Consider the following 24849-nt stretch of genomic DNA (forward strand, 5'->3'; position numbering starts at 1 on the left):
CATAGAAGAATCTTATTTACAGACTTTTTCTCACAGTCTCAGCATGTTTTCACCAATATTGCTTGGTACCTAACCGATTTTTCAAATAACATCTGATTCCAAGATATACTCCCTGAGAAAGTACGAAAAGCAATAGAAGATTTACGGAAAGTGCTTTTTTAATTGCTTCTCCAAAATAAATGATGACAGCAGTACTTGTCAGTATCATCAGTAGAGTAATAACATCCCAACAGTTTTTCTTATATAATTCTATAACCTTTATTTCTATCAGTATCGCCAGTATCCCTGTCCCTGCCACACATATTCCGACAACCAATATCAGAAATAACCAATATACCATTCCGGCTATAAAAGGATTTGGAATTTTTGTGCTAATCTGTGCCACAGATTGCCCGGCATCAATTGTCCAACCGATAAAAGTTTGTAGGAATGACGCTGCATCATGGAAGAATGATTTACAATCGGAAAGGAACACATCGGACTGTACTGCCTGAAAAAGAGTGGTTGTCAGCGAATACCATGCAAGAAGGAACAAGGTTGTTTGGAACATTACCGTTTTTGCTTTATACTGTCCGGCAAGTCGCTCTTTTTGTGTTCCGTATTTCGCTTTTTCATTCTGATAGGCTGTCCGGTCACAGGATTCACATTTTTCATAGAGTACCGGCTTTTCTACCGGTATCTCTACGATTTTCTGATGTGTCCGGGCATAATCCCGTTGTTGTGTTAAACAGCGTATTTTATTTTGATATTCCCCGATCATGACGTTTGCGCTTCGCAGCTTCTCTTTCTCGTTCCGCAATGCTCTGTCTGCCAGCTTCAAGTCGTTCTTTAATGCTTGAATATTCCCGGCTCTGTTCTCTTTGTTTAATTTCTCGTTCAAGATCAGAGATTCGTTGAGCTGCGTCTTCAGTTCCACGATAAGCTGGTCTTTCTGTTCCAGTTCTTCTTGTATCTCCTCGGTCAGGAGCAGAAGCTCTTCCAACTGTTCGGCGTTCTTTAATTCTCTGGATTCGTTCATCTATATCACGTCCTTTCTCTATCTGCTGTTCCAGTTCAGCAATTCGGTGTTCTGTTTCAGTAATAAACTGTTTTCGCTGTTCAGCTTCTGTGCCAATTTCTGCCATTGCTGATTTTCGTTTTCCAAAAGTTCTATCTTCGTTTTCTGTTCTTCCATCTTGGAAAGCAGTTCCTCGGTATTTGGCAAAATGTTGAGCAGCCCGGATAACTCGCTGTTTAATTTTTGCAATTTCTGATTCTGTTCCTGCATAAGAGAGAGTTGGGTGTCCCGGTTCTGCATTTCCAGAATCATTTCTGCCATTAAGGTCTGCTGTTCTTCGATTTGCCCAATCATGGATTCCATTAAGGGTATAATTTCCCGGCTTTCTTCTAATGTCATTTAATCGCTCCTTCCATAATGATAATGCACCCGATACTTTCCCAAAGGTGTCCAGTATCTTTTGCAATAACGTGTTTTGTTGTTTTATGATTTGATTTTCCGCTACTTTCCACGAACCTTTTATTTCCTGCCCGGCAAGAAACTTTTGTTCAATCTTTCTTGCGTCAGCGCCTTCATGGATGGTAGGAATCTGGAGTTTTCCCTGTTTTTCATAAGAACGGTGATCGACCTGATTCTGCAAAGGCAGATGTTCATTACATACCTTTGCCCATTCACTCCGCCATAGTTCACAGTTTTTTGGATTGTTCCATCCAGTAGCATCGGTCAGCACCCGTTTCCATTGCAAGCGGTTTCTTGCACCAATCTTCTGGATTCCGTTTTCGTCTAATACAGGGATACGGATTCCATGACGGTCAGGGTTTTTCTTATCCTGCCACCAGTTCGGATGGGATTCATCAATCACGATATTTCCGTTTTTATCTCTGACAAATTCCCAATCCTTGACTTCTTTCTTTCCCCAAGAATGATCCGGGTTAAAAGGGCGCATAGTCAGAAGCAGATGGACATGAGGATTGCCATCCCCTTTGTCGTGGATACTCCAATCAGCGCACATTCCTTTATCCACAAATGTTTTTTGGATATAGTCGGCTGTATATTGAATCTGTTCTTGTCTGCTCCATTCTTTTGGAAGGGCAAATTCAAATGACCTGCCAAGTTGGGCATCCGCACTTTTTTCAATCTTCAATACCTCATTCCATAACCTCTGTTTTTGAAATGTGATTTTAAATTTTTTTATAGCAGCTTCTTTATCTTCTGACCTTTTGTATCGGACAGACTTTTGAAAGCGTTTTATATTTTCCTCTGGTACTATCTGCCATTCAGAAGGTGCGTTTTCGCACATCATCAGACTGGTGTAGACCACTTCTTTTTTAGAAGTGTAATAACTGATACTCCCGGTTTCTTCGTTTTTCATCACATCCCCATTGAGATATGCAGAAGCGGAGATAACAGATTTTCCTTTACTTCGTCCGACTATTTTGATTGTGTAATGAAAAATCGCCATGTCTGGATTCCTCCTTTCTGCACATCCGGCATAGATTTCCGGCAACATTGCTTTCAATTTTAGAAAAAGCAGCATTGCCGGAACGCCCTCTGCGTAAGAGTGCCCTGCGCATAGCAGTCTGCATGGAATGCGCCCCTCTGGCGAAGAGTGCCTCCTGCGGCATGAGCAGGTCTGGCTGAAAGCCCCGCCGACGGAACGAGCCCGGCAAGCGTGAGCGCAGACCGGTTGCCACTTGTGGCAAACTTATTGGGACGACCTCTGGTTGTCCATAAGTGCGCCCTTCATGAAAAAGCAATGAAGGGAATGAAAAACTCATCCCCTCCGCCATTACACTTCCTCCATATCGGTATTGGCTTCTTTCTGCATTGCCTTTGAGAAAAACTTCCCATTGGCTTCCTGCCTTTTCAGAAAACCAATCAGCTTTGGGATGTCTTCCTCCTCAATAGGTGCACCAAGAACGGATTCCACTGCACCGCCAATCTGACAGAGCCTATGGGTTCGTTTTTTACTTTCTTCGGCTTTCTTTCGTTTCAGAAGTTCTTTCTTCTGTGTTGCATATCTTTTCGCCTTTTCAAGGCTTTCCTGTTCCTTCTTTTCCATTTCAAGCATTCGTTCTTCATAACTTTTTGTTGATTTTGCCATGATTACATTCCCCTTTCTTTTGCAAACATAAGTTCTCGGTTGCGTATCAGAAGAAGCACATGGTATAATCTTCTTGCGTGTAGGTATATCATGGCTTCGGTCTGATAGAACCTTTGGCGGTTTCTTTGGAAGCCGCCTTTTTAATTTGCCGCAGTTCTTGTTACGGCTTTTACATTTCCTCTATCCCTCAAATCACGACCTTCATTCGCTTCCATAAACATTTCCAGAATATCGGTTTTAATCAGGACTTTGCGACCAACCTTTAATACTGGAAGTTTCTTCCATTCTACAAGCTGTCTTAAGGTATTTCTGCCGATTCCCGTATAATCAGCAGCTTCTTCGATGGATAATGCAATTTTTCTTTGCGTCATATAATCACCTCCTTATAAATTGCATTATGCAATTCTTGTGATGTAAGTATATCCTTTCCAAATCTTTTTGTCAAGCGTTACGAAATATTAAAAATAATTTTTATATTGCATATTGCAATTTCAGAAAAACAATGCTATAATTCATACATACCGAAAAAGGAGGCAGTCAGCATGAAAGATAAAGAACTACGCAAGCTGATAGGCAGCAGAATAAAACAGCGCCGTCTGGAATTGAATCTGACACAGCCTTATGTCGCAGAAAAGATGGGTGTTACCGCTTCTACAATCCTGCGTTATGAGAATGGTTCGATTGACAATACGAAAAAAATGGTGCTGGAAGGTCTTTCGGAAGCACTCCATGTATCCGTGGAATGGCTCAAAGGGGAAACAGATGAATATGAAACCGACATTACGGATAAGAGAGAATTACAGATTCGTGATGCGATGGGAGATATTCTGGAACAGTTACCGCTTGCCCTTACCAAAGAAGAAGATGCTTTTTCAAAAGATTTATTACTGCTGATGTTAAAACAATATGGTCTGTTTTTGGATTCCTTCCAGTTCGCCTGCAAAAACTTCAAGGGAAATGCTGGTCAGACGGATATTGCCAAAACAATAGGGTTTGAATCGAATGATGAATATAATGAGATTATGTTCTTAAGGGAAATCACTCCTACCATCAATGCTTTTAATGAGATGGCAGACATTGTAAGGCTCTATTCCAAGAAACAAAAAACAGCAGAACAAAGGCTTGCAAATCTTTTATCAGAAGTCTTATACGAAGATTCCGAATCGGTATAGTAAGACAACCGGAGTTATGATATACTTACACGCACGAAGCATTTCATCAGTTCCGATTGTCTAATATCGAAAGGAGACATACGATTATGGCAAAAGGATCTGTAAGAAAAAAAGGAAAGAAATGGTACTACCGCTTCTATGTAGAGGACGCAAGCGGCAATCTTGTTCAGAAAGAATGCGTTGGAACAGAAAGCAAAAGTGGAACTGAAAAGCTGCTCCGTCAGGCAATGGATGATTATGAGAAAAAGAAATTTGTTGCCAAAGCGGAAAATCTCACAGTCGGACAACTTCTGGATGTGTGGGCAGAGGAGGAATTAAAAACAGGTACGCTCAGCAATGGTACGGTGGAGAATTACCTCGGAACAATCCGAAATATTAAGAAACACCCATTGGCAGAACGGAAACTGAAAAATGTAACCTCTGAACATTTGCAATCCTTCTTCGATTTGCTTTCCTTCGGGGGAGTTCATCCCGATGGAAAAGAGAGAAAGGGGTATAGCAAAGATTACATCCATTCTTTTTCCGCAGTCATGCAGCAGTCCTTCCGTTTTGCAGTATTTCCAAAGCAGTATATTACGTTCAATCCCATGCAGTATATTAAACTGCGGTATCAGACGGACGAAGTTGATTTGTTTTCGGATGAGGACATGGACGGAAATATCCAACCAATTTCACGAGAAGATTATGAAAGACTGCTTGCGTATCTTCAAAAAAAGAACCCAGCCGCAATACTTCCAATCCAGATAGCCTATTATGCCGGACTCCGTATTGGAGAAGCCTGCGGTTTGGCATGGCAGGACGTAAATCTGGAAGAACAATGCCTTACCATAAGACGCAGCATCCGATATGATGGTTCAAAGCGCAAATATATCATCGGACCAACCAAGCGGAAAAAAGTGAGGATTGTTGATTTTGGAGATACGCTGGTAGAGATTTTCCGTAATACCCGGAAAGAGCAGTTAAAAAATCGAATGCAGTACGGAGAACTTTATCACACGAACTACTACAAAGAGGTCAAAGAGAAAAACAGAGTGTACTACGAATATTATTGCTTAGACAGAACAGAGGAAGTCCCGGCAGATTATAAAGAAATTTCTTTCGTCTGTTTAAGACCGGATGGTTGTCTGGAACTTCCAACTACTTTGGGAACTGTTTGCAGAAAGGTGGCAAAAACATTAGAGGGATTTGAAGGCTTTCATTTCCACCAGTTACGTCACACCTATACAAGCAACCTTTTAGCAAATGGAGCAGCCCCAAAAGATGTGCAGGAATTGTTAGGACACTCAGATGTCAGTACCACAATGAATGTCTATGCTCACTCCACAAGAGATGCTAAACGAAAATCGGTTAGGCTTCTTGATAAAGTGGTAGGCAATGATTAAAGAAATTCCCTTATTTCCCTTGTAATTATCTCATAAGGGCAAAAATAAGGGAAACTACATATCATTTCACTAATGGACAGGCGGGAAAGCCTATAAAATGGGGAAAGTTAGAGGAATAATTATATAAATTCCAGTTTGGAGAATTGAAAAAAACGGAATTTACCTATTAAGACATATAAACTGTTGACAATAAAGCTCCTATATAGTATGTTTTTAATAAACTACTATATAGGAGCTTTTGTATGGAAATGAATGGAGGATTTCTTGTCACCAAAATAAAACAGCTTGGAGACCGGATTTTCGAGAAGATTCTCAGTGAAAAGAATATTGATGCGTTTAATGGAGCCCAGGGGCGTATTCTTTATGTGCTGTGGCAGGAGGATGGTATCTCAATCAGGTCACTCTCGACTAAATGCGGATTAGCGATAACATCTCTTACTACGATGCTGGAAAGAATGGAAAATCAAGGGCTGATAAGCCGTGTTCAGTCTGAAACGGACAAAAGGAAAACACTCCTGTTTCTGACTGAGAAAGCACATGCCTTAAAGGGCGAGTACGATTCTGTATCTGATGAGATGGGCAGTATTTACTACAAAGGTTTTTCAGAGGAAGAAATTACCCGGTTTGAGGAATGCCTCGACCGCATCAGAAAGAATCTTGAGGAGTGGCAGAAGTCATGAGTATTTGTATCAAAGATCAGATTCAGAACATGAATATTGTCATTGGCTGCACAGTGGGGGGTGCATATTGCTATGCCCGCAACAACGTGAAACGCTGGCATATGATTGATGACTTCGCTGCCCCTGAATTCTTTCCGGGTAAGCTCAAGATGATGGAAAAGAAACGTCCGCAGAACTTTCTTCTTACCGGCATGAGCGATCTTTCCGGATGGAAGCCGGAATGGGCATGGTCTCTGACGGACCAGGCACATAAGATCGGCATTCCGGTGTTTATGAAAGAAGACCTTGTCCCTATCATAGGGGATGAAAATATGATTCAGGAAATGCCGGAAGAATTTAATAAAATGTTAGAGGTACAGAAATCATGACAGAAGTAATAAATGGAATCCTCATTCGTGAGGTGGAAACAAAGAACATCATGACTAAGTCTAGTCTGCCGGTAGGCGGTTACTCGGTCAATCCCTATGTGGGCTGTACACATGCCTGCAAGTATTGCTATGCTTCTTTTATGAAGCGCTTTACCGGGCACAAGGAGGAATGGGGCACTTTCCTTGATGTGAAGCATTGGCCGGAAATTAAAAATCCGAAGAAATATGCCGGACAGCGGGTGGTCATCGGTTCTGTGACAGATGGCTACAATCCACAGGAGGAGCAATTCGGGAATACCAGAAAACTTTTGGAGCAGCTGATCGGCAGCGACGCAGATATTCTGATCTGCACAAAGTCGGATCTTGTGGTACGGGATATTGATCTGCTGAAGAAGCTTGGACGTGTAACCGTTTCATGGTCGATCAACACATTAGATGAAAATTTCAAGAACGATATGGACTCTGCTTCGAGCATTGAGCACCGTATCGCTGCTATGAAGCAGGTATATGAGGCAGGTATCCGTACAGTCTGTTTCGTATCCCCGGTATTCCCCGGTATCACGGATTTTGAAGCAATCTTTGAGCGGGTAAAGGATCAGTGCGATCTGTTCTGGCTCGAAAATCTCAATCTTCGAGGCGGTTTCAAAAAGACAATTATGGATTATATCGCCGGAAAATATCCTGATCTTGTACCACTTTACGACGAGATCTATAACAAGCATAACCGCAGCTACTTTGAAGCACTTGAAGTAAAAGCTGAGAAAATGGCTAAGAAGTATGATTGTGCCTTTGTGGATAATGAAATGCCTTATGGCAGAGTCCCGCAGGGGCATCCGGTGATCGTAGATTATTTCTATCATGAGGAAATCCGTGGGACAGAGAATACCGGAAAAAGAAATCGCTAACTTCAAGTTTGTATATTTCATCAAAAGTTGCATATTTAAATAAACAAGGGGAGATGATAAAAGGAAAGCTCATGAATATTGGTTCAGTCACTATGGTGTCAGGAGAAATCCTGGCATCTTTTTTTATGTCTTTTTGCACTTCAAAAAATAATTTCAAAAAATTTCTAAAATCATGTCCGATTTTGTCTCTCCCAATACAGAGTATATGCAACTTTTTCTTTTCGTTCTTCGGCGAGTTTTTCTTTGAGATTTTCTTCACGCTTATCGTCGAATACAACGGCTGCATTATTCAAAAATTCTTTCTTTCATACTGATTTTAGTATATCAGATTCATTATAATCTGTCCGAAAAAGTGTCTAAATTTATGAGACCATTATAGGAGAGTAAAGATAAAAAAAGGTGGTTTATTAGTCTGATAATCGGTATAATAATGATTACAGGGGTTGTTTTGGATATTTGCAATATGAGCGTGACATAGATGTGTATGGTTGAGGGCGAAGATAATCCAGAGCTTATTGAAAAAATACTTGTCATGCATGGAAAGCAACAGCAAAAACAACAGGAAGATCTGGATGATGCAGCAGATGCAGAAGGATGGATTGATGTTTGCAAAGAAACTGATGCTTAGCACAGGAAAATAATGGAGAAGCTGCAGGAAAATGAAAAAATCGAAAATACAATTCAAAATTATTTTTTGGAGTGGAGCAGGTATGATAGAAATAAGAAAATATTTGACATAGTTATCCTGCTCTCGGCATCATAAATATGGATACAAAATCAAGTGTACAGAATTTGTGTGGATATACGCATGAAATTTCAGGAGGAACAATGAAAAGTAAAAAGATCGGGATGCAGGCACTAAAAATTGCGATAGGAAGCAGTCTGGCGATTTACATAGCCAATCTGTTTGGACTGAAGTATTCACTGGCGGCAGGGAGTGTTGCACTTCTTACGATGGTGACTACAAAGTGGAAAACTGTCAAATTATCGGTAGCGAGGGTTGTAACATTCATAATTTCAGTACTTATGGCACTTATTATATTCTCGGCAGTAGAATCAGAATGGATGGCATATGGTATTTATGTGTTTTTTGTGGTTATTATCGCAGAGATGCTTGGATGGGGAGCGACGATTTCCGTAAATGCACTGATCGGAATGCATTTTCTGGAAGTCAGAGATTTTGAATTTGATTTTATTGCAAATGAATTTATGCTGGTATTGATCGGAATTACGATGGCACTGGTCCTGAACTTGTTTTATGATTATGGAAGTCAGCGCAAGGCGTTGGTCGAAAATATGCGATATACGGAAGAACGTCTGCAGATGATACTTGGAGAGATTTCGGCATATCTGGCGAATAAGGAAATGCAGAGAAATGTATGGGATGATATCTGTGCGTTGGAAAAAGAGGTTCAGGGCTTTATCCAGGATGCCTATGAATATCAGGATAATACGTTTCAGTCACATCCGGGATACTATATCGATTATTTTGAAATGCGTATGAAGCAGTGCAATGTGATCCATAACTTACATTATGAGATGAAGAAAATCAGGCATATGCCAGATGAGGCAATGATCATTTCGAGTTATGTGTTTGATATGCTGGTATGTGTGAAGGAACATACAGTTCCGACAGCTCAGTTGGATGAACTACATGAACTTTTTGCGATTATCAGGAACAATTCACTTCCAAAGACCAGAGAGGAATTTGAGAGCCGTGCGATGCTGTACCATATCCTGATGGATCTGGAAGAATTCCTTGTATTTAAAAGAAGGTTTGTGGATGGACTGGATGATAAAAAGCGAAAATTATACTGGGATAATTAAGCTCTCATTTGTCAAAAAGAATGTGTTATGGCACATTCTTTTTGACACTTTCAGATCATCAAATTCCTGATAATAAAAAATCAGGAACCGGATGGGATACGGATAATAAGTTTTTCACCGTTTTTTGTAACAGAAGTAAGAACCGGGATATGCTTTTTGCGAAGCTGATGCACGACCGGGTAAATAGAAAACATATCTCCATCGACATAGACAGCTTCCGGTTTCGTTTTCAGCAGATCTTTTACCAGATCTTTGATATATTTTTTCCACTCTGTTTTTTTCATTTCTATTTCAGCATAAATTCCATTGATATCTAAAGCAGGGAGATCAGGCAGAGGTTTGTGGATAATTTTTACATGCGCGAGTTCTGGCAGTTTCATTAAAAGTGTGTCTGTAGAAGTGTCGGAACTGAGATTTACAAGGGTAATCTCGTCAGTAAAGGTATCCAGACTGATCTGACATGCTTTTCGTGCATCTTCTAAAGTAGCTGTAGTCATCAAAAAGCCGCCCTTGTGACAGAAAGAAGCACTCGAAAGACCGGTTTCTTTCTGGAGTTCTTCATTTTCCAGACCGAGCCATTCAGATGGAAAACTGCATTTATAATTCAGGGAATATTCTTTTTTCTGAGGCTGGATACAGTAACCACCGCGGTTGGATGGAAAAATAACGAAAGCGATATCTGTTTCGGAAAGACGTTTCTGGCATGGAATGAATTCAGGAAGGACCAGAATACGGGAATCAGCTTCAGGATTTTGTGTTTCGAGAATTTCTTCGATCCGCTTGTCAGCACGTTCATTTCCAAGGTAACGGGCAAATTTATTGTCAAGGATCATTCCGGCAACACTGACTGCACGGAAAAAGGCTTCATCGGTTCCGCCATCTTCGTCCCAGGAAGGATTGAAGCTTCCAATCAGTGAAGCCAGTTCATTTTTTTCACCGGTATTATCATTATTATCCAGTGGCTGGACAAAAGCTTCGTCAAACTTAGCAGCAAGCTCTTCCCCCAGGATTTCGGTACCAAGTTCTTCCCAGAGAAGGCCGAATGCCGCGTAAGGGATGCCATTTTCACGGATGCGGCTGTCTTTCTGGTGATGGTCATATCTGCCGCGCCCAATGTCGAATATGATGCCGTCAAAGTCTTCGGGTACTTTATTACCACGAAGGATTGTAATTTCCGGATTTAAATATAATAACAATGCAGAGGAAAATACATCATCTGCGTGGAATTTTCCACTATGTGTAAATGCGGAAGCATCTTTTAGGCGGATCTTTTTTAATAATTCATTCATCTTAATCTCTCCAAATAAAAATAGTTTTGCTAATGTAATAATGTATAAGCAGAAAAGGAAAATGTCAAGTGTGGAAAATAGTAGAATTCCGGGCTGTTTCGCAGAGAGGATGGGGAGTTTTGTCAGGATGTGATAATAATCCGGATCATAATGTGCCATCACGCTATGAAAAGATTTATGGATTTTTAGAACTCCCGGATACGCCGGAGGAAAAAGTGGGTTCTCTCCGGCATCCGGGGGAAAAGTCACATGGATATGCAGCTGAGGTGATCGTAAGCTATCTGGAAGAACAGCTTATTTGTCAAAAATAGATTCCAGGATTCTGACAAAGTGTTCCAGCCCTTCCTGATCTTCTTCATCAAAACGGGCGAGAACAGGGCTGTCGATATCCAGAACGCCAACGATTTCATTTCCTTTATGAAGCGGAATCACGATCTCGGAATTAGAGGCGCTGTCGCAGGCGATATGTCCCGGGAACTGGTGGACATCCTTTACCAGCATAACCTGATCGTTTGCCACAGCGGTTCCGCAGACACCTTTACCGATTTCAATTTCAATACAGGCAGGTTTGCCCTGGAAAGGACCAAGGACGAGCCTGCCTTCTCTCATCAGATAAAAACCAACCCAGTTGATGTTCAGAAGCGCATCACCGAGAAGGGCCGATGCATTTGCCAGATTTGAGATCTGGTGAGGGATTCCGTCAATCAGACCGCGGAGGCGGATTGAAAGCAGGGAATACAGTGGCTTTTTATCAACTGGCCATTCAAAATTCGAAGTATTCATAAAAAATCTCCTTAAATATTTCCGTTTAACACATCTTCCAATGTAATCTCGTAGAAGAAATCATGTACCATTCCATCAAATTTCTTCCACAAAGGAAGCGTAATGCACTGCTCTTCACGGCTGCAGACCTCGGCACCTGGAACCAGGCAGGCGACTGTAGCAAGATTGCCTTCCGCAAGTTCAAGAATCTCGCCGATAGTGTATTCAGAAGATTCCCTGGTAAGTTGGTATCCGCCCCCTTTGCCACGGCGTCCTTTTAAGAGTTTCTTCTTTACAAGAATTTTCAGGACAATTTCCAGGTATTTTTCGGAAATTTCCTGGCGGATTGCGATCTCGTTAAGCGGAACATATTCTTCGTCCTTATGCTGGGCGAGATCAATCATCACGCGGAGTGCGTAACGTCCTTTTGTAGAAATCATAATTAGTTTTCCCCCATTTTTTTATATGTACAATAGCAGCACCAGAGAGTTTATGAACCCTGGTGCTTTTTTACCTATTATACCGTAGGGTTATATGTGTTTCAAGAAAAAAACAAAAAAATAAAATAACCTATTGACTTAGTAGGTAATAGATGATATTATACCAACTAAATTGATAGGAAATAAAGGTTATACAAAATAACCAGTACTGATAAATATGAACGGAGGAAGAAATAATGGCAGAATTTGATTATGAAGTAGTAGATGGAAGAAAGATCCGTGTACGTCCGCAGGAAGTTGTATCGGAGATAGATGAGAATGGATATTTTGTCCGCCAGCCAAATCATTTTACAGAAGGATTTGGAGAAGGAAAAAATCCGGTAGAAAAAGGCAGATACCATCTGGTATGGGCAAAGCTTTGCCACTGGTCTAACAGAGCTTCGATCGTAAGAGAACTTCTTGGACTGGAAGATGCAATCAGTGTCAACATGGTTGATCATGCAAAGCATGAGAAGAATCTTGGATGGGAATTCGTATACGACAAAGATCATATCGATCCGGTCCTTGGAATCCAGTTCTTAAGTGAAGCTTATTACAAAGCTGATGATGATTACACAGGAAGAACAACGGTACCGGCTCTGATCGATACAAAGACAGGAAAAGTTGTAAATAACGATTACACCTGGCTTACCAATTATTTTGAAGTAGATTTTAAACCGTTCCACAAAAAAGGAGCACCGGATCTTTATCCGGAAGAACTCAGAAAAGATATCGATGAGATGAATGACTGGCTCTTTGATAACATTAATAATGGAGTTTATAAAGCAACCTTTGCAAGATCAAAGGAAGCTTACTGGGATGCCTATAATTCTTTTTATGCAGCAATGGATATTCTGGAAAAACGTCTGGAAAATCAGAGATTTCTCTTTGGAGATTATGTGACAGACAGTGATGTGAGACTGTATGTGACGCTGGCGAGACTGGATATTCGTTACACCTGGCAGCTTGGACATACCAAACACCGCCTGATCGATTATCCGAATCTGTGGGGATATGCAAGAGACCTGTATCAGATTCCGGCATTCAGAAACAACACCTACTTTAAGGATTTCGCAAATCCAAACAACAAGAAGGTCGGCGCATTATTTTTTGAATCTTTCAATGCAAGATTTCTGGATGAGATCAATTTTGATGCATACTGGGGTGCACCGCATGACCGTGCACATTTAAGCAGCGATCCGGGCAATAAATTTAAGGCAGAAGAACAGTAGGAGGAACGAATTATGGCAGATTTTGAATATGTAGATGTAAATGGAAGACAGATCAGAGTAAGACCGAGAGAAACTGCACAGGAAATTGATGAATATGGAAATTTCCATCGTCAGCCAAACCGCTTCACGGAAGGTTTTGGAGAAGGGAAAAATCCGGTAGAAAAAGACAGATATATTCTTTTCTGGGCAAAAGGATGCAACTGGTCCAATCGGGCAGCGATCGCAAGAGAGCTTCTCGGACTTGAGGATGCAGTGAAAGTTGAGATCGTAGACTGGACAGACCGGGAAGAGAATCTTGGATGGGAATTTGTAAATTCCCCGGATCATATCAATCCGGAAACGGGCGCACAGTTCTTAAGTGAGCTTTACTACAATGCGGATGAAGAATACACAGGGCGTACAACCGTTCCGGCATTTGTAGATTATAAGACAAAGAAAGTGGTAAATAATGATTACCACTGGCTTACAAATCATCTGGAAACAGCGTTCAGGCCGTTCCACAAAAAGGGAGCGCCGGATCTTTACCCGGAAGAATTAAGACCGGAGATCGATAAGCTGAACAAATGGCTCTTTGAAAATGTAAACAACGCTGTTTATCGAGCGCAGTTCGCTGAATCCTTACAGGCATTTGCCGATGGATATGAGACATTTTTCGCAGGGCTTGATGCAATGGAGGAAAGACTTGCAGACAAGAGATTCTTATTCGGAGATTATGTGACAGACAGTGATATCCGTCTTTATACAACCATCGCAAGATTGGATGTGTCTTATTCAAGAAATATCGGACCTTGCAAACACCGTCTGGTAGATTACCCGAATCTGTGGGGATATGCAAGAGATCTGTATCAGATCCCGGCATTCAGACATAACACATATTTTAAGGATTTTGCGGCATCTGTCGATCTGAATGAAGCAGATGAAGAGTATTGGGAAAATACATACTATGATATCGTGGTGCAGGAAACAGACTGGGATACTATCTGGAAGACACCGACAGGAAGAGAATCACTCAGTAAAGATCCGGCACACAAATTTAAAGCAGAAAAATAACAGACGAAAGACGAGGAAAAATATTATGAAAAAGTTGGCAAGCATTTTAGCAGTTACACTGGCAGCAGGAGTCCTGGCTACAGGATGTGGATCTTCTTCAGGAAGTGCTTCAAAGGACAGCTCTTCAGACAGTGGAAAGACAGTAATCAAAGCAGCAACCGGAGCAAACGCAAAACCATATGTCTATGTAGGCGATGATGACAAGCCGGCAGGATACGATGTGGATGTACTGAATGCAGTTTTTGATAAACTTCCGGATTATGAACTGGAATACGAAGTGACTGATTTTGGATCTGTACTTTCCGGACTGAATAGTGGAAATTATCAGATCGGAGTCAACAACTTCTCTTACAACGAAGACCGTGGAGCAAGTTATCTTTACTCTTATCCATATGACAAGATCAGCTATGTATTCGTAACAAAGAAAGGTGGAAAAGAGATCAAATCATTTGAAGATGCAGCAGGACTTTCTTTTGAAGGTGGTACAGGAATCAGCGTATCCAATGCAGTAGAAGCATGGAATGAAAAGAATCCGGATAAAGCGATCAATATTACTTACTCGGATGCAGATACATCTGTATTTTTACAGCATGTAGCAGACGGATCGCAGGATTTTACGATCATCGATCTGGCAATGTACAACTCTTACATGGAAGAATTTAACTATGATGTGCAGAAAAATGATATTCCGGAAGATGAAGCAAAAATGATTGCAGAAAACTCTTATGCATATTATATTTTCCCACAGGATCAGAAAGATTTAAGAGAACAGGTAGACAAAGCGCTGAAGGAGCTGAAGGAAGACGGGACCCTGACTGAGATCAGTAAAAAATGGTATGGTCAGGATGCCGCACCGGAGGATGATAAGTTCGAGGAGACGATTAACTAATGGGTAAATTATTTGATGGAAAACTGGTATTTACACAGATACCGCTACTTTTAAAATATCTTCCGGTCACAATGGAACTGGCTGTCACAGCAATGATCGCTAGTCTCATCCTGGGACTGCTCCTTGCACTTGTGAAGATTAAAAAGGTACCGGTACTGAAACAGCTGGTAAGTATCTATATCTCGGTTATCCGCGGAACGCCGATCCTGGTTCAGTTATATGTGACCTATTTCGGTATTCCGATGCTCCTGAAATATATCAACTTTAAATGTGGAACCAACTACAATGTCAATGGAGTCGCACCAATCGTATATGCATTCGTTGCTCTGGCACTCAATGAATCTGCATTTAACGCAGAGATCATCCGTGCGTCCCTTGAATCAGTAGATAAAGGACAGGTTGAGGCAGCAAGCGCTTTAGGAATGAATTATTTCCAGGCATTGATAAGGATCATCCTTCCGGAGGCAATCGTGGTAGCACTCCCATCCCTTGGAAATGCATTTATCGGACTGATCAAAGGAACTTCTCTTGCATTTGTCTGTTCCGTAGTGGAGATGACCGCAGAAGGAAAGATTCTTGCGGGAAGAAATTACCGTTACTTTGAAGTGTATATCTCACTGGCAATTATTTACTGGGTAATTACTTTCGTACTTGAGAGAGTGATCAGCTATCTTGAGAAAAAGCTCCGGGTACCGGAAGATGCACCGGCACTTTTAGATATCAGAGATACAGAGGTGGAATAAGGTATGATCGAAATCAAAAATATATCAAAAACATTTAAAAATAATAAGGTTCTTGATGGAATCGACCTTACCATCAATCAGGGAGATGTCGTAGCGATCATCGGACCTTCTGGAACAGGAAAATCCACATTTTTAAGATGTGTGGACAGACTGGAAAAACCGGAAACCGGAACCATAACGATTGACGGTGAGACACAGGATCTTGCACATATTCATGGCAAAGATCTGACAGAGCTTCGGAAAAAGACCGGCATGGTTTTTCAGAATTTCAATCTTTTTTCAAAGAAAACAGCACTTCAGAATGTAATGGAGGGGCTGATCGTGGTAAAGAAGATGAAAAAAGAGGAAGCAGAAAGGATTGCGAGAAAGCAGCTTAAAAATGTAGGTCTTCTGGATCATGCAAACCATTATCCGAGACATATGTCAGGTGGTCAGCAGCAGAGAGTTGCAATCGCAAGAGCACTTGCGATGGAGCCAAAGCTTTTGCTTCTGGATGAGCCGACATCTGCACTAGATCCGGAGCTTGTCGGAGAAGTTCTGGATACGATCAAAAAAGCGGCAAATGAAGGATATACAATGCTTCTGGTGTCCCATGAGATGAGCTTTGTACGAAACGTTGCAACCAGAGTGATCTTCCTGGACGGAGGAAAGATCCTGGAAGACGGAACGCCGAGAGAAGTGTTTGGAAATCCGAAGAACGAACGTGTCAAAGAGTTTTTTACAAAGATCAACCGGATGGAAGAACCGGATTATTCAATTTAAGAGAAAAAACAAAATCGGCTGAGGGATCAGTCGATTTTTTCCAACAGGATAAAAGAAGGGAGCGAAAGCAATGAGTATCAGACAAGAGCAGGAAAAACAGAATCAGACAGCGTAGGAAAGGGAAAAGATTATGAGAGAAAATACATCGACAGAATGGGTAAATAAAGAAGTAGACAGTGAAGGAAATTTCAACCGTCAGAAGAATCAGTTTGAAACACCGTTTGGTGAGGGAGAAGGAAAGCTTCCGGTAGAGCCGGGACGTTATCGCCTTTTGTGGGCGCCGGTATGCCCGTGGGCGCACCGCAGTGTGATTGTAAGAAGACTTCTGGGATTGGAGGATGTGATCAGTCTTGGAACCGCAGATCCAAAGAGACCGGATGTGCCGAGAAGCGACTGGGCATTTACACTGGACGAAGGAGATGTGGATCCGGTTCTTGGAATCCACTATATCAGTGAGGCATATCTTGCAGCAAATCCGGATTATACCGGACGATTTACCGTACCGGCACTTGTGGATATCCCGTCCGGTAAGGTGGTAAATAATGATTATTTCAACCTGACACTTTACTTTGAGACGGCATGGAAGCCTTATCACAAAGAGGGAGCACCGGATCTTTATCCGGAAGATTTAAGAGAAGAGATCGATAAGCTGAATGATATCATTTTCCGTGAGGTAAATAATGGTGTCTATAAAGCCGGATTTGCAAGAAAACAGAAGGCTTATGACCGTGCTTACAATATGGTATTTAACCGTCTGGACTGGCTGGAAGAAAGGCTTGCAAACCAGAGATACTTATTTGGTGACAGACTGACTGAATCTGATGTGCGTCTTTATGTGACACTGGTACGATTTGACTGTGCATATTATCCGGTATTTCGTCTGAATAAAAAGCTTCTCCGCGATTATCCGAATCTGTGGGCATATGCAAGAGATTTGTATCAGACACCGGGATTTGGCGACACAACGAATTTTGCGGCGATCAAGAAGCATTATCATATCGATTGCTGCCCGTCCAATGAATTTGCGATCGTGCCAAATGGACCGGATGAAACCTTATGGATGACACCACACGGAAGAGAAAAATTATCCGGAAAATAAAGAAAGAGGGGAATGAATGATGAAAGCAGTCAGAGTGACAGAAGAATGGCAGAGAGCCGGCGTACACTATGTGCGGACACAGGCAATGTGCCTGGGATTTAAGATCCCGCTTGAGGGAGAATTTTCAGATGACACACCGGAAGATGAATATATTCTGGTGATGGACGGAATTTATCCGGTATCCACCTGCAGGCTGCATTATCTGGATGAACATACCGGAAAAATTGAGCGCGTGGCAACACTGGAATCCTATAGGGGAAAACATTACGGACAGGCAGGGATCATTGAGGCGGAAAACTGGATGCGCGAAAAAGGTGTGACAAAAATCTATATCAATTCCAGAAAAGCGGCACTTGGATTCTATGAAAAGCTTGGCTATACCGCAGATTTTTCACAGGTAAGCGGCTCCGGAGAGTTTGAATGTGTGATGACGGAGAAAGAACTTGCGTAAATTTATGAAAAGAAAACTGGATTTTGGCAGAAAGATATTGTACAGTAAATAGCGACATTGATTTATAGAAACAGGAGAGATAGACAAGAATGAAGTACGGAATTGATACACGATGTCAGCATCTGGCTGACGATAATAAGGATGAAATATATGGGGCGATCAGTTATCCAATCTATCAGTCTGCAACATTTGCAAGAGACAGAGTAGGCGGAGGAAGTGGTTATGACTATTCCAGATTACAGAATCCGACGAGAGAACATCTTGAGAAGATCGTAGCATCGCTGGAAGAAGGGATCGATGCACTGGCATTTTCGACAGGAATGGCAGCGATCACAGCTCTGATGGAGATTTTCAAACCGGGCGATCACATCATCATTGATGAGGATCTTTATGGAGGAAGCATCCGTCTGTTCCACAGCATCAATGTGAAAAATGGACTGACATTTACCAGCGTGGATTTAAGCAGTGTGGATGTAGAGGATTATATCCAGGATAACACAAAAGCAATTTATGCAGAGACACCGACCAATCCGATGATGCGTGTATCCGATCTGGAAGAACTTTCAAAGAAAGCAAAAAAACATGAACTTCTTCTGATCGTGGACAATACCTTTTTATCACCATATTTCCAGAATCCGCTGAAGCTTGGTGCTGACATTGTTGTGCATAGCGGGACAAAATATCTGGGTGGACACAATGACACACTTGCAGGTTTTCTGATAACAAACCGCGAGGACATTCAGGAACAGCTTCGTTTTATCATCAAGACGACAGGAGCAACCCTTGCACCGATGGACAGCTGGCTGATCCTCAGAGGGATCAAGACGCTTGGAGTCCGTATGGACAGGGCACAGGAAAATGCACTGAAGATCGCACATTTTCTGGAGAAGCAGGAGTATGTGACAAGGGTGCTTTATCCGGGGCTTGAATCACATCCGGGCTACGAACTGATGAAAAAGCAGGCAAGAGGATTTGGTTCAATCCTGACCTTTGAAGTAGATTCCAAAGAGAGAGCATATCACATCCTGGAAAATGTAAAACTGATCCAGTTTGCGGAAAGCCTCGGAGGAACTGAGACTCTGATCACTTATCCGATTACTCAGACGCATGCGGATCTTTCCAGAGAAGAGCTTGACCGGAACGGAATTACAGACAGGATTCTGAGATTATCTGTTGGAATTGAGGGAGCAGAGGATCTGATCGCAGATCTGGAAGCTGTATTAAAGTAAATCAAATAGAATTGTGTATAAAGCGGAAGATATCTGTGACCGAAGGTGTATTAACGGACAGATAGCCGGCAGATGGAATATGACCGTGCAGATAAGGAAGTGGCAGAAATGAGTAAAATAAAGGTAAATGAACAGCGGGCAGTCGATGAATTTCAGGAACTGACTGCGATCGATGCACCAAGCTTTGGGGAGCGTCAGATGGCAGATCGGCTGATCGTGAAATTAAAAGAACTTGGTTTTGAAGTAGAGGAAGACAATGCTGGAAAACATTTCGGAGGAAACGCCGGAAACTTATATGCATATCTTCCGGGAGATCTTCCGGGAGATTCGGTCCTTTTGTCCGGCCATATGGATACGGTTGAGCCGTCCAAAGGCAAGAAAGGGATCATCGGAGAAGACGGTGTGATCCGTTCCGCAGGAAAAGCAGTTCTTGGAGCTGATGATGTGGCAGGACTTGTGGAGATCCTGGAAGGAATCCGCAGTGTAAAAGAAGCGGGAGTACCACACCGGGATATCGAGATTCTTTTTACAATTGCAGAAGAGCTTTATATCAAGGGTAGCAGCGTATTTGATTTTTCAAAGGTTCGTGCAAAAGAAGCCTATGTACTGGATATCAGCGGACCGGTTGGAAGCGCGGCATATAAAGCACCGTCTCTGATTTCTTATCAGGTGGTAGTAACCGGGAAGGCATCCCACGCCGGATTTGATCCGGAGCACGGCGTTCATGCGATCGCTATTGCATCCGAAGCGATCACGCAGATCAGTCAGGGACATGTGGATGAAGAGACAACCTGCAATATCGGATTGATCGAAGGTGGGAGCGGAACGAACATTGTTCCGGAAAAATGTATTGTAAAGGGAGAAATCCGGAGCTATTCTCATGAAAAAGCGACTCGTTGTGTAGAAGAAGTGGGAAATACCTTCAAAAAGGTGGCTGAAAAACACGGAGCCGAATCAGAACTTACCTGCGAAGTTCATCTGATCGCTTATGAGACAGCAAAAGACAGTGTGCCGGTAAAACGGTTTGAAAGAGTAAGCAAAGAGCTGGGACTTGCAGGAGAACTTGTAGAGACATTTGGCGGAAGTGATAACAACAGCTTTGCGAAGAACGGGATTCCTGGACTGGTGTTGTCAAATGGAATGTACCAGGCACATTCGGTAAATGAATATACGACAATCAAAGATCTTGTGACAGGAGTAGAACTGATCGCCGGGCTGATCACCGATGTACAGTAGTGGATGTTATTATACAGAAAAGACGCCAAAAGCGTCTTTTTTATATTGATAGAAGAAAAACAGATAAAACATATTGAAATTAAATGTTTTTAAAATAATTCCCTATTAACCTATTGACAAAGTAGGTAAAAGTAGATATAATGCAACTATCAAATTTGAAAGATCACTATAGAGATCACGATACATCAGACAGTAGAAAAGAGAGGTAGAAAAATATGAGCGATTATAAATTTGAAACACTTCAGCTTCACGTAGGACAAGAAGAACCAGATCCGGCATCTGATGCCAGAGCAGTACCGATTTACCAGACAACATCTTATGTATTTAAGAACTCTGCACATGCAGCAGCAAGATTCGGACTTGCAGATGCAGGTAACATTTACGGACGTCTGACAAACTCTACACAGGACGTATTTGAAAAGAGAATTGCAGCACTTGAAGGTGGTGTGGCAGCTCTTGCAACAGCATCCGGAGCAGCTGCAATTACATATACCATCGAAGCACTTGCAGCAGATGGCGGACATATCGTAGCGCAGAAGACAATCTACGGTGGAAGCTTCAACCTTCTTGAACACACACTGACACATTACGGAATCACAACTACATTTGTAGATGCACATAACCTGAAAGAAGTAGAAGATGCAATTCAGGATAACACAAGAGCCATCTATCTTGAAACTCTTGGTAATCCGAACAGTGATATCCCGGATATCGATGCGATCGCTGAAATTGCACACAAGCATGGACTTCCGCTTGTAATCGACAACACATTCGGAACACCGTATTTGATCCGTCCGATCGAACACGGAGCAGACATCGTTGTACATTCTGCTACCAAATTCATCGGTGGACACGGAACAACTCTTGGTGGAATCATCGTAGATTCCGGCAAATTTGACTGGAAAGCAAGTGGAAAATACCCGGCAATCGCAGATGCAAACCCAAGCTACCACGGAGTATCTTTCGTAGATGCAGCAGGTCCGGCAGCATTTGTAACTTACATCCGTGCAATCCTTCTTCGTGATATGGGAGCAACAATTTCTCCATTTAACGCATTCCTTCTTCTGCAGGGAACAGAGACACTGTCACTTAGAATTGACCGTCATGTAGAAAATACAAAGAAAGTAGTAGAATACCTCTCTAACCATCCAATGGTAGAGCATGTGAACCATCCGTCACTGCCGAATCATCCGGATCATGCACTTTATGAAAAATATTTCCCGAATGGTGGAGCATCTATCTTCACATTCGAGATCAAAGGCGGACAGGAAGAAGCTCACAAGTTCATCGACAACCTGAAGATCTTTTCGCTGCTTGCAAATGTTGCGGATGTTAAGAGCCTTGTTATCCATCCGGCAACAACAACACATTCTCAGCTGACAGAAGAAGAACTGCTTGATCAGGGAATCAAACCGAACACAATCCGTCTTTCTATCGGTACAGAACATATCGATGATATCATCGCAGATCTTGAAGGTGGATTTGCAGCGGTTCAGGGCAAATAAATATTATACACACAGGAATTTTGGACGGAGGTTTTTCGAAACCTTCGTCTTTTTCGATGTGCACAGAAAATTTTAAGGAGAAAACACTATGACAAAGGCACAGATCAGAAAAAATGTTTTTCTGAAATCCATTCCGATCATGTGCAGCTACATTTTCGTAAGCATGACATATGGGATTATGATGGAAAATGCCGGATTTGGCTGGTACTATTCACTGTTTGTCAGTCTTGCATTTCCGAAAGGAATTGCGGCAGTCAGGAGTGTTGAAAATGCTGTGCGATAAGTGGAAATAAGCGGAAATCCAGTATTTTCGGATGGATCTCCCTTTGACCAGATGCACAGATTATGCTATGATATGTACCGATACATGCGCATTTTTTATTTGACAACAATCCAGATGGAACTTTCTGTTCAATAAAGAGGATTATGTGTCAGGGGACATTCTTTTTACAAGGAGAAAATCAATGAGTATAGATATTACGATCGAGGAAATGGAAGCGCTTCCTGCAGAGTCCTACGAGCTTTTTGATATCCGTGGCGAGATTGAGCGCGCCCATGGAATCCTGCCGAATTCGACGGCAAGCTCAGCAGATGTACTGATGGAGAATCCGCCGGAAGATAAGGAAAAGAAGATCATTATCTGCTGCAGCAGAGGACAGATCAGCAGGGATATCGCAGAAGAACTGCAGGAGCAGGGATATGAAGCATACAGCCTGAAGGGCGGTTATGTTGGATGGCTGATGGCAGATATGAAGAAAAAGGAAGCAGATGATGTCTGTGAACATGTGGAGCTTAGTATCCGCAAGAAGTTCAAAAAGAAGATCTGGTCCAAATTTACAAAAGCTGTCAGAGAATATGAACTGGTCAAAGAAGGTGACCGGATCGCAGTATGTATTTCCGGTGGAAAAGATTCAATGCTGATGGCAAAGCTTTTCCAGGAATTAAAGCGTCACAACAAATTTAACTTTGAAGTAAAGTTCCTGGTGATGGATCCGGGATACAGTCCGGAGAACCGGAAGGTCATTGAAGAAAATGCAAGGAAGATGAAGATTCCGATCCAGATCTTTGAATCCAATATTTTTGAATCGGTATTTGAGATTGAAAAATCACCGTGTTATATCTGTGCAAGGATGAGACGTGGATATCTTTATAATTTTGCACAGCAGATGGGCTGCAACAAAATCGCACTGGGACATCATTATGATGATGTGATCGAGACGATCCTGATGGGAATGCTCTACAGTGCACAGGTGCAGACTATGATGCCGAAGCTTCACAGTACAAATTTTGAAGGGATGGAACTGATCCGCCCGATGTATCTGATCCGTGAGGATGACATCAAGGCATGGAGAGATTACAATGATCTGCATTTTATCCAGTGTGCATGTAAGTTTACCGATACCTGTACAACCTGCAACAATGAAGAAAATCAGTCAAAGCGTATGGAAATCAAAAAGCTGATTGCAGAGCTTAAGAAGACGAATCCGTTTGTGGAGGGCAATATTTTCAAGAGTGTGGAAAATGTCAATCTGGATACGGTTGTCGGTTACAAGGCAAAAGGTGTAAGACACAATTTCCTGGATACTTACGATGATTAAAAATGACTGGATGTGCCGGGGCATATCTGAGATATAAAGAAGAATGAAATTCCCGCCGGACAGGTACAGGATCTGCCCGGCGGGAATTTTGAGATTAAATGACAGGAATATTGACCTGTACCAGAATTCCTGACGTTGATCAGGATAAAACGGTTTCCTGCTGGTTCTTGATATCGTGGTAAATAACAAAACGTCCACGTCCGTTGTGCTTAGCTGTGTACAGAGCATGATCAGCAAGGCGGTATAACTGGCTGAAAGATTCAGCATCCGTTGGAGCAACAGCACAGCCGATACTGCAGGAAAGTTTCTGGTCATTTAGTTCCGGGATATCTATATTTTGAAGATTTGTATAGAGCTTTTGCAAATGCAGATGGATACTGTAATCCAGACGTACATTTTTCATCAGGATCATAAATTCGTCACCACCGACACGGCCGATGATATCGGTTGCCCGGAACTGTTCTTTCAGAAATCCAGCAAATATTTTCAGTACCTGGTCACCGGTTGCATGTCCATAAGTATCATTGATCTGCTTGAAATAATCCATATCGATCATCATTAAAGCCTGTAAATCTTCAAAATCTTTTTCGCGTAGCCATTCGGAAATCGTGTGTTCTGCATAAACTTTGTTCAGAAGTCCGGTCAGAGCATCTGTATGCGCCTGGCGAAGAAGCGAAGTCTGATTCTTCTGGTTGATCTTCCAGAGTGCGAAGATCAGAAGCAGCACAATGCAGATAAAAAAGGCGAACAGAATGATTTCAAAGTTGTTGATAAAAGCAAAGGGTTGACGGGCATCGACAGCAGGAATGATATAGCAGAGCATCCAGCCGTTGTACTTTAGCGGCTGGTAGGAAATATAGCGTGCATATGATAAATCTGATATAATCTTGCGGCAGTTTGCGTGTCCTTGCTTAAAATCTTCCTGAAGAGTAGCGCCATCTTCCGAAGTCTGAAATACCCAGTCAGAGGAAGAAGTAAAAAAGTTCTTCCGGATTTCGTTGTGCGTAGATTCAATGGAAATGATGTTGCCGTCCGGGTCTGTGATAAATGAGTAGCCGGAACCCGAATACAGATCCTCAAAAAGCATGGT

At 42.1% G+C, this 24849-nt stretch carries 28 protein-coding genes; 20 read left to right on the top strand and 8 right to left on the bottom strand.

Translation table 11 applies throughout. The features are described from left to right. Nucleotides 1-49: 49 nt before the first annotated feature. From NQ556_RS01590 to NQ556_RS01605, 4 genes are all read right to left on the bottom strand, one after another. Complete coding sequence (locus NQ556_RS01590; RefSeq protein ID WP_008369915.1) at nucleotides 50-760, bottom strand: DUF6040 family protein; 711 nt, start codon at nucleotides 758-760, stop codon at nucleotides 50-52. Further along, nucleotides 738-2459 carry a MobA/MobL family protein gene (locus tag NQ556_RS01595; protein ID WP_026076987.1) on the bottom strand — a complete coding sequence of 574 codons (1722 nt, stop codon included), beginning with the start codon at nucleotides 2457-2459 and terminating at the stop codon, nucleotides 738-740. The genes NQ556_RS01590 and NQ556_RS01595 overlap by 23 nt, the downstream gene beginning before the upstream one ends. Nucleotides 2460-2786: 327 nt before the next feature. After that, nucleotides 2787-3101: a relaxasome subunit MobC gene (locus NQ556_RS01600; protein WP_072522126.1), complete on the bottom strand. Its 315-nt coding sequence runs from the start codon at nucleotides 3099-3101 to the stop codon at nucleotides 2787-2789. Nucleotides 3102-3241: 140 nt separating this feature from the next. Continuing rightward, nucleotides 3242-3472 (bottom strand): helix-turn-helix domain-containing protein, encoded by a 231-nt coding sequence (locus tag NQ556_RS01605; protein WP_004843519.1) that lies wholly within the window; start codon nucleotides 3470-3472, stop codon nucleotides 3242-3244. A 171-nt stretch (nucleotides 3473-3643) separates the two neighbouring features. On the opposite strand from NQ556_RS01605, the gene NQ556_RS01610 reads away from it, so the two are divergent. The 7 genes from NQ556_RS01610 to NQ556_RS01640 all read left to right on the top strand — a co-directional run bounded on the left by NQ556_RS01610 (nucleotide 3644) and on the right by NQ556_RS01640 (nucleotide 9435). After that, complete coding sequence (locus NQ556_RS01610; RefSeq protein WP_008369918.1) at nucleotides 3644-4273, top strand: helix-turn-helix domain-containing protein; 630 nt, start codon at nucleotides 3644-3646, stop codon at nucleotides 4271-4273. 86 nt (nucleotides 4274-4359) lie between these two features. Beyond that, complete coding sequence (locus NQ556_RS01615; protein ID WP_008369919.1) at nucleotides 4360-5655, top strand: tyrosine-type recombinase/integrase; 1296 nt, start codon at nucleotides 4360-4362, stop codon at nucleotides 5653-5655. A 242-nt stretch (nucleotides 5656-5897) separates the two neighbouring features. Further along, a complete protein-coding gene (locus tag NQ556_RS01620) occupies nucleotides 5898-6335 on the top strand; it encodes a radical SAM mobile pair system MarR family transcriptional regulator (RefSeq protein WP_004853467.1) in 438 nt (145 codons plus the stop codon). After that, a complete protein-coding gene (locus NQ556_RS01625; RefSeq protein ID WP_008369920.1) occupies nucleotides 6332-6703 on the top strand; it encodes a hypothetical protein in 372 nt (123 codons plus the stop codon). Before NQ556_RS01620 ends, NQ556_RS01625 begins: the two co-directional genes overlap by 4 nt. Then, nucleotides 6700-7608 (top strand): radical SAM mobile pair protein B, encoded by a 909-nt coding sequence (locus tag NQ556_RS01630; protein ID WP_008369921.1) that lies wholly within the window; start codon nucleotides 6700-6702, stop codon nucleotides 7606-7608. Before NQ556_RS01625 ends, NQ556_RS01630 begins: the two co-directional genes overlap by 4 nt. A gap of 478 nt (nucleotides 7609-8086) precedes the next feature. Beyond that, on the top strand, nucleotides 8087-8236 hold the full coding sequence (locus NQ556_RS01635; RefSeq protein WP_022220011.1) for a hypothetical protein: 150 nt from the start codon (nucleotides 8087-8089) through the stop codon (nucleotides 8234-8236). A 200-nt stretch (nucleotides 8237-8436) separates the two neighbouring features. Next, the gene (locus NQ556_RS01640) at nucleotides 8437-9435 is read left to right on the top strand and encodes an aromatic acid exporter family protein (RefSeq protein WP_022220012.1); all 999 of its coding nucleotides are present in this window, start codon (nucleotides 8437-8439) and stop codon (nucleotides 9433-9435) included. Nucleotides 9436-9515: 80 nt separating this feature from the next. Here NQ556_RS01640 and NQ556_RS01645 read toward each other — a convergent pair whose 3' ends face one another. Then, nucleotides 9516-10724, bottom strand: coding sequence for an MYG1 family protein (locus NQ556_RS01645; protein ID WP_022220013.1), 1209 nt, complete (start codon nucleotides 10722-10724; stop codon nucleotides 9516-9518). A gap of 68 nt (nucleotides 10725-10792) precedes the next feature. Here NQ556_RS01645 and NQ556_RS01650 point away from each other — a divergent pair, with 68 nt between their 5' ends. Then, nucleotides 10793-11035: a hypothetical protein gene (locus NQ556_RS01650; RefSeq protein WP_022220014.1), complete on the top strand. Its 243-nt coding sequence runs from the start codon at nucleotides 10793-10795 to the stop codon at nucleotides 11033-11035. On the opposite strand, the gene NQ556_RS01655 is transcribed toward NQ556_RS01650, so the two are convergent. Both NQ556_RS01655 and NQ556_RS01660 read right to left on the bottom strand, forming a co-directional pair. After that, entirely contained in the window at nucleotides 11019-11507 is a 489-nt protein-coding gene (locus tag NQ556_RS01655; RefSeq protein WP_022220015.1) for a GAF domain-containing protein, read from the bottom strand. The two genes, NQ556_RS01650 and NQ556_RS01655, sit on opposite strands and share 17 nt — an antisense overlap. Nucleotides 11508-11518: 11 nt before the next feature. Next, on the bottom strand, nucleotides 11519-11926 hold the full coding sequence (locus NQ556_RS01660) for an RrF2 family transcriptional regulator (RefSeq protein WP_008369930.1): 408 nt from the start codon (nucleotides 11924-11926) through the stop codon (nucleotides 11519-11521). A 236-nt stretch (nucleotides 11927-12162) separates the two neighbouring features. Here NQ556_RS01660 and NQ556_RS01665 point away from each other — a divergent pair, with 236 nt between their 5' ends. The 12 genes from NQ556_RS01665 (at nucleotide 12163) to NQ556_RS01720 (ending at nucleotide 23759) form a co-directional block, all read left to right on the top strand. Further along, nucleotides 12163-13197 (top strand): glutathione S-transferase C-terminal domain-containing protein, encoded by a 1035-nt coding sequence (locus tag NQ556_RS01665; RefSeq protein WP_008369932.1) that lies wholly within the window; start codon nucleotides 12163-12165, stop codon nucleotides 13195-13197. A 12-nt stretch (nucleotides 13198-13209) separates the two neighbouring features. Further along, the gene (locus NQ556_RS01670) at nucleotides 13210-14247 is read left to right on the top strand and encodes a glutathione S-transferase C-terminal domain-containing protein (protein ID WP_008369934.1); all 1038 of its coding nucleotides are present in this window, start codon (nucleotides 13210-13212) and stop codon (nucleotides 14245-14247) included. 25 nt (nucleotides 14248-14272) lie between these two features. Next, nucleotides 14273-15136, top strand: a complete 864-nt coding sequence (locus NQ556_RS01675; RefSeq protein ID WP_008369935.1) for a transporter substrate-binding domain-containing protein — start codon at nucleotides 14273-14275, stop codon at nucleotides 15134-15136. After that, nucleotides 15136-15879 (top strand): amino acid ABC transporter permease, encoded by a 744-nt coding sequence (locus NQ556_RS01680; protein ID WP_008369937.1) that lies wholly within the window; start codon nucleotides 15136-15138, stop codon nucleotides 15877-15879. The genes NQ556_RS01675 and NQ556_RS01680 overlap by 1 nt, the downstream gene beginning before the upstream one ends. 3 nt (nucleotides 15880-15882) lie before the next feature. Further along, nucleotides 15883-16641: an amino acid ABC transporter ATP-binding protein gene (locus NQ556_RS01685; RefSeq protein WP_008369938.1), complete on the top strand. Its 759-nt coding sequence runs from the start codon at nucleotides 15883-15885 to the stop codon at nucleotides 16639-16641. 130 nt (nucleotides 16642-16771) lie between these two features. Beyond that, nucleotides 16772-17740 carry a glutathione S-transferase family protein gene (locus NQ556_RS01690; protein WP_008369940.1) on the top strand — a complete coding sequence of 323 codons (969 nt, stop codon included), beginning with the start codon at nucleotides 16772-16774 and terminating at the stop codon, nucleotides 17738-17740. Between the two features lie 16 nt (nucleotides 17741-17756). Further along, a complete protein-coding gene (locus NQ556_RS01695; RefSeq protein ID WP_008369942.1) occupies nucleotides 17757-18191 on the top strand; it encodes a GNAT family N-acetyltransferase in 435 nt (144 codons plus the stop codon). Between the two features lie 89 nt (nucleotides 18192-18280). Then, nucleotides 18281-19420, top strand: coding sequence for a trans-sulfuration enzyme family protein (locus NQ556_RS01700; protein ID WP_022220018.1), 1140 nt, complete (start codon nucleotides 18281-18283; stop codon nucleotides 19418-19420). A 108-nt stretch (nucleotides 19421-19528) separates the two neighbouring features. Then, on the top strand, nucleotides 19529-20656 hold the full coding sequence (locus tag NQ556_RS01705; RefSeq protein ID WP_044998742.1) for a M20/M25/M40 family metallo-hydrolase: 1128 nt from the start codon (nucleotides 19529-19531) through the stop codon (nucleotides 20654-20656). Between the two features lie 215 nt (nucleotides 20657-20871). After that, nucleotides 20872-22161, top strand: coding sequence for an O-acetylhomoserine aminocarboxypropyltransferase/cysteine synthase family protein (locus NQ556_RS01710; RefSeq protein WP_008369949.1), 1290 nt, complete (start codon nucleotides 20872-20874; stop codon nucleotides 22159-22161). A gap of 88 nt (nucleotides 22162-22249) precedes the next feature. Beyond that, a complete protein-coding gene (locus NQ556_RS01715) occupies nucleotides 22250-22444 on the top strand; it encodes an ABC transporter permease family protein (protein ID WP_008369951.1) in 195 nt (64 codons plus the stop codon). A gap of 181 nt (nucleotides 22445-22625) precedes the next feature. Beyond that, nucleotides 22626-23759 (top strand): ATP-binding protein, encoded by a 1134-nt coding sequence (locus NQ556_RS01720; RefSeq protein ID WP_008369954.1) that lies wholly within the window; start codon nucleotides 22626-22628, stop codon nucleotides 23757-23759. A 139-nt stretch (nucleotides 23760-23898) separates the two neighbouring features. Here NQ556_RS01720 and NQ556_RS01725 read toward each other — a convergent pair whose 3' ends face one another. Beyond that, the gene (locus NQ556_RS01725; RefSeq protein ID WP_204575773.1) at nucleotides 23899-24846 is read right to left on the bottom strand and encodes a sensor domain-containing diguanylate cyclase; all 948 of its coding nucleotides are present in this window, start codon (nucleotides 24844-24846) and stop codon (nucleotides 23899-23901) included. Nucleotides 24847-24849 lie beyond the last annotated feature (3 nt).

The sequence above is a fragment of the Coprococcus comes ATCC 27758 genome (assembly GCF_025149785.1).
Taxonomy (GTDB): domain Bacteria; phylum Bacillota; class Clostridia; order Lachnospirales; family Lachnospiraceae; genus Allocoprococcus; species Allocoprococcus comes.

Excerpts from the sequence above, each read along its gene's own strand:
- NQ556_RS01600 (WP_072522126.1), bottom strand. The coding sequence starts at position 3,101 with ATGGCAAAATCAACAAAAAGTTATGAAGAACGAATGCTTGAAATGGAA.
- NQ556_RS01595 (WP_026076987.1), bottom strand. The coding sequence starts at position 2,459 with ATGGCGATTTTTCATTACACAATCAAAATAGTCGGACGAAGTAAAGGA.
- NQ556_RS01725 (WP_204575773.1), bottom strand. The coding sequence starts at position 24,846 with ATGCTTTTTGAGGATCTGTATTCGGGTTCCGGCTACTCATTTATCACA.
- NQ556_RS01625 (WP_008369920.1), top strand. The coding sequence starts at position 6,332 with ATGAGTATTTGTATCAAAGATCAGATTCAGAACATGAATATTGTCATT.
- NQ556_RS01655 (WP_022220015.1), bottom strand. The coding sequence starts at position 11,507 with ATGAATACTTCGAATTTTGAATGGCCAGTTGATAAAAAGCCACTGTAT.
- NQ556_RS01660 (WP_008369930.1), bottom strand. The coding sequence starts at position 11,926 with ATGATTTCTACAAAAGGACGTTACGCACTCCGCGTGATGATTGATCTC.
- NQ556_RS01615 (WP_008369919.1), top strand. The coding sequence starts at position 4,360 with ATGGCAAAAGGATCTGTAAGAAAAAAAGGAAAGAAATGGTACTACCGC.
- NQ556_RS01670 (WP_008369934.1), top strand. The coding sequence starts at position 13,210 with ATGGCAGATTTTGAATATGTAGATGTAAATGGAAGACAGATCAGAGTA.
- NQ556_RS01690 (WP_008369940.1), top strand. The coding sequence starts at position 16,772 with ATGAGAGAAAATACATCGACAGAATGGGTAAATAAAGAAGTAGACAGT.
- NQ556_RS01590 (WP_008369915.1), bottom strand. The coding sequence starts at position 760 with ATGATCGGGGAATATCAAAATAAAATACGCTGTTTAACACAACAACGG.
- NQ556_RS01720 (WP_008369954.1), top strand. The coding sequence starts at position 22,626 with ATGAGTATAGATATTACGATCGAGGAAATGGAAGCGCTTCCTGCAGAG.
- NQ556_RS01675 (WP_008369935.1), top strand. The coding sequence starts at position 14,273 with ATGAAAAAGTTGGCAAGCATTTTAGCAGTTACACTGGCAGCAGGAGTC.
- NQ556_RS01685 (WP_008369938.1), top strand. The coding sequence starts at position 15,883 with ATGATCGAAATCAAAAATATATCAAAAACATTTAAAAATAATAAGGTT.
- NQ556_RS01645 (WP_022220013.1), bottom strand. The coding sequence starts at position 10,724 with ATGAATGAATTATTAAAAAAGATCCGCCTAAAAGATGCTTCCGCATTT.
- NQ556_RS01715 (WP_008369951.1), top strand. The coding sequence starts at position 22,250 with ATGACAAAGGCACAGATCAGAAAAAATGTTTTTCTGAAATCCATTCCG.
- NQ556_RS01630 (WP_008369921.1), top strand. The coding sequence starts at position 6,700 with ATGACAGAAGTAATAAATGGAATCCTCATTCGTGAGGTGGAAACAAAG.
- NQ556_RS01635 (WP_022220011.1), top strand. The coding sequence starts at position 8,087 with ATGTGTATGGTTGAGGGCGAAGATAATCCAGAGCTTATTGAAAAAATA.
- NQ556_RS01665 (WP_008369932.1), top strand. The coding sequence starts at position 12,163 with ATGGCAGAATTTGATTATGAAGTAGTAGATGGAAGAAAGATCCGTGTA.
- NQ556_RS01695 (WP_008369942.1), top strand. The coding sequence starts at position 17,757 with ATGATGAAAGCAGTCAGAGTGACAGAAGAATGGCAGAGAGCCGGCGTA.
- NQ556_RS01620 (WP_004853467.1), top strand. The coding sequence starts at position 5,898 with ATGGAAATGAATGGAGGATTTCTTGTCACCAAAATAAAACAGCTTGGA.
- NQ556_RS01605 (WP_004843519.1), bottom strand. The coding sequence starts at position 3,472 with ATGACGCAAAGAAAAATTGCATTATCCATCGAAGAAGCTGCTGATTAT.
- NQ556_RS01680 (WP_008369937.1), top strand. The coding sequence starts at position 15,136 with ATGGGTAAATTATTTGATGGAAAACTGGTATTTACACAGATACCGCTA.
- NQ556_RS01705 (WP_044998742.1), top strand. The coding sequence starts at position 19,529 with ATGAGTAAAATAAAGGTAAATGAACAGCGGGCAGTCGATGAATTTCAG.
- NQ556_RS01640 (WP_022220012.1), top strand. The coding sequence starts at position 8,437 with ATGAAAAGTAAAAAGATCGGGATGCAGGCACTAAAAATTGCGATAGGA.
- NQ556_RS01700 (WP_022220018.1), top strand. The coding sequence starts at position 18,281 with ATGAAGTACGGAATTGATACACGATGTCAGCATCTGGCTGACGATAAT.
- NQ556_RS01710 (WP_008369949.1), top strand. The coding sequence starts at position 20,872 with ATGAGCGATTATAAATTTGAAACACTTCAGCTTCACGTAGGACAAGAA.
- NQ556_RS01610 (WP_008369918.1), top strand. The coding sequence starts at position 3,644 with ATGAAAGATAAAGAACTACGCAAGCTGATAGGCAGCAGAATAAAACAG.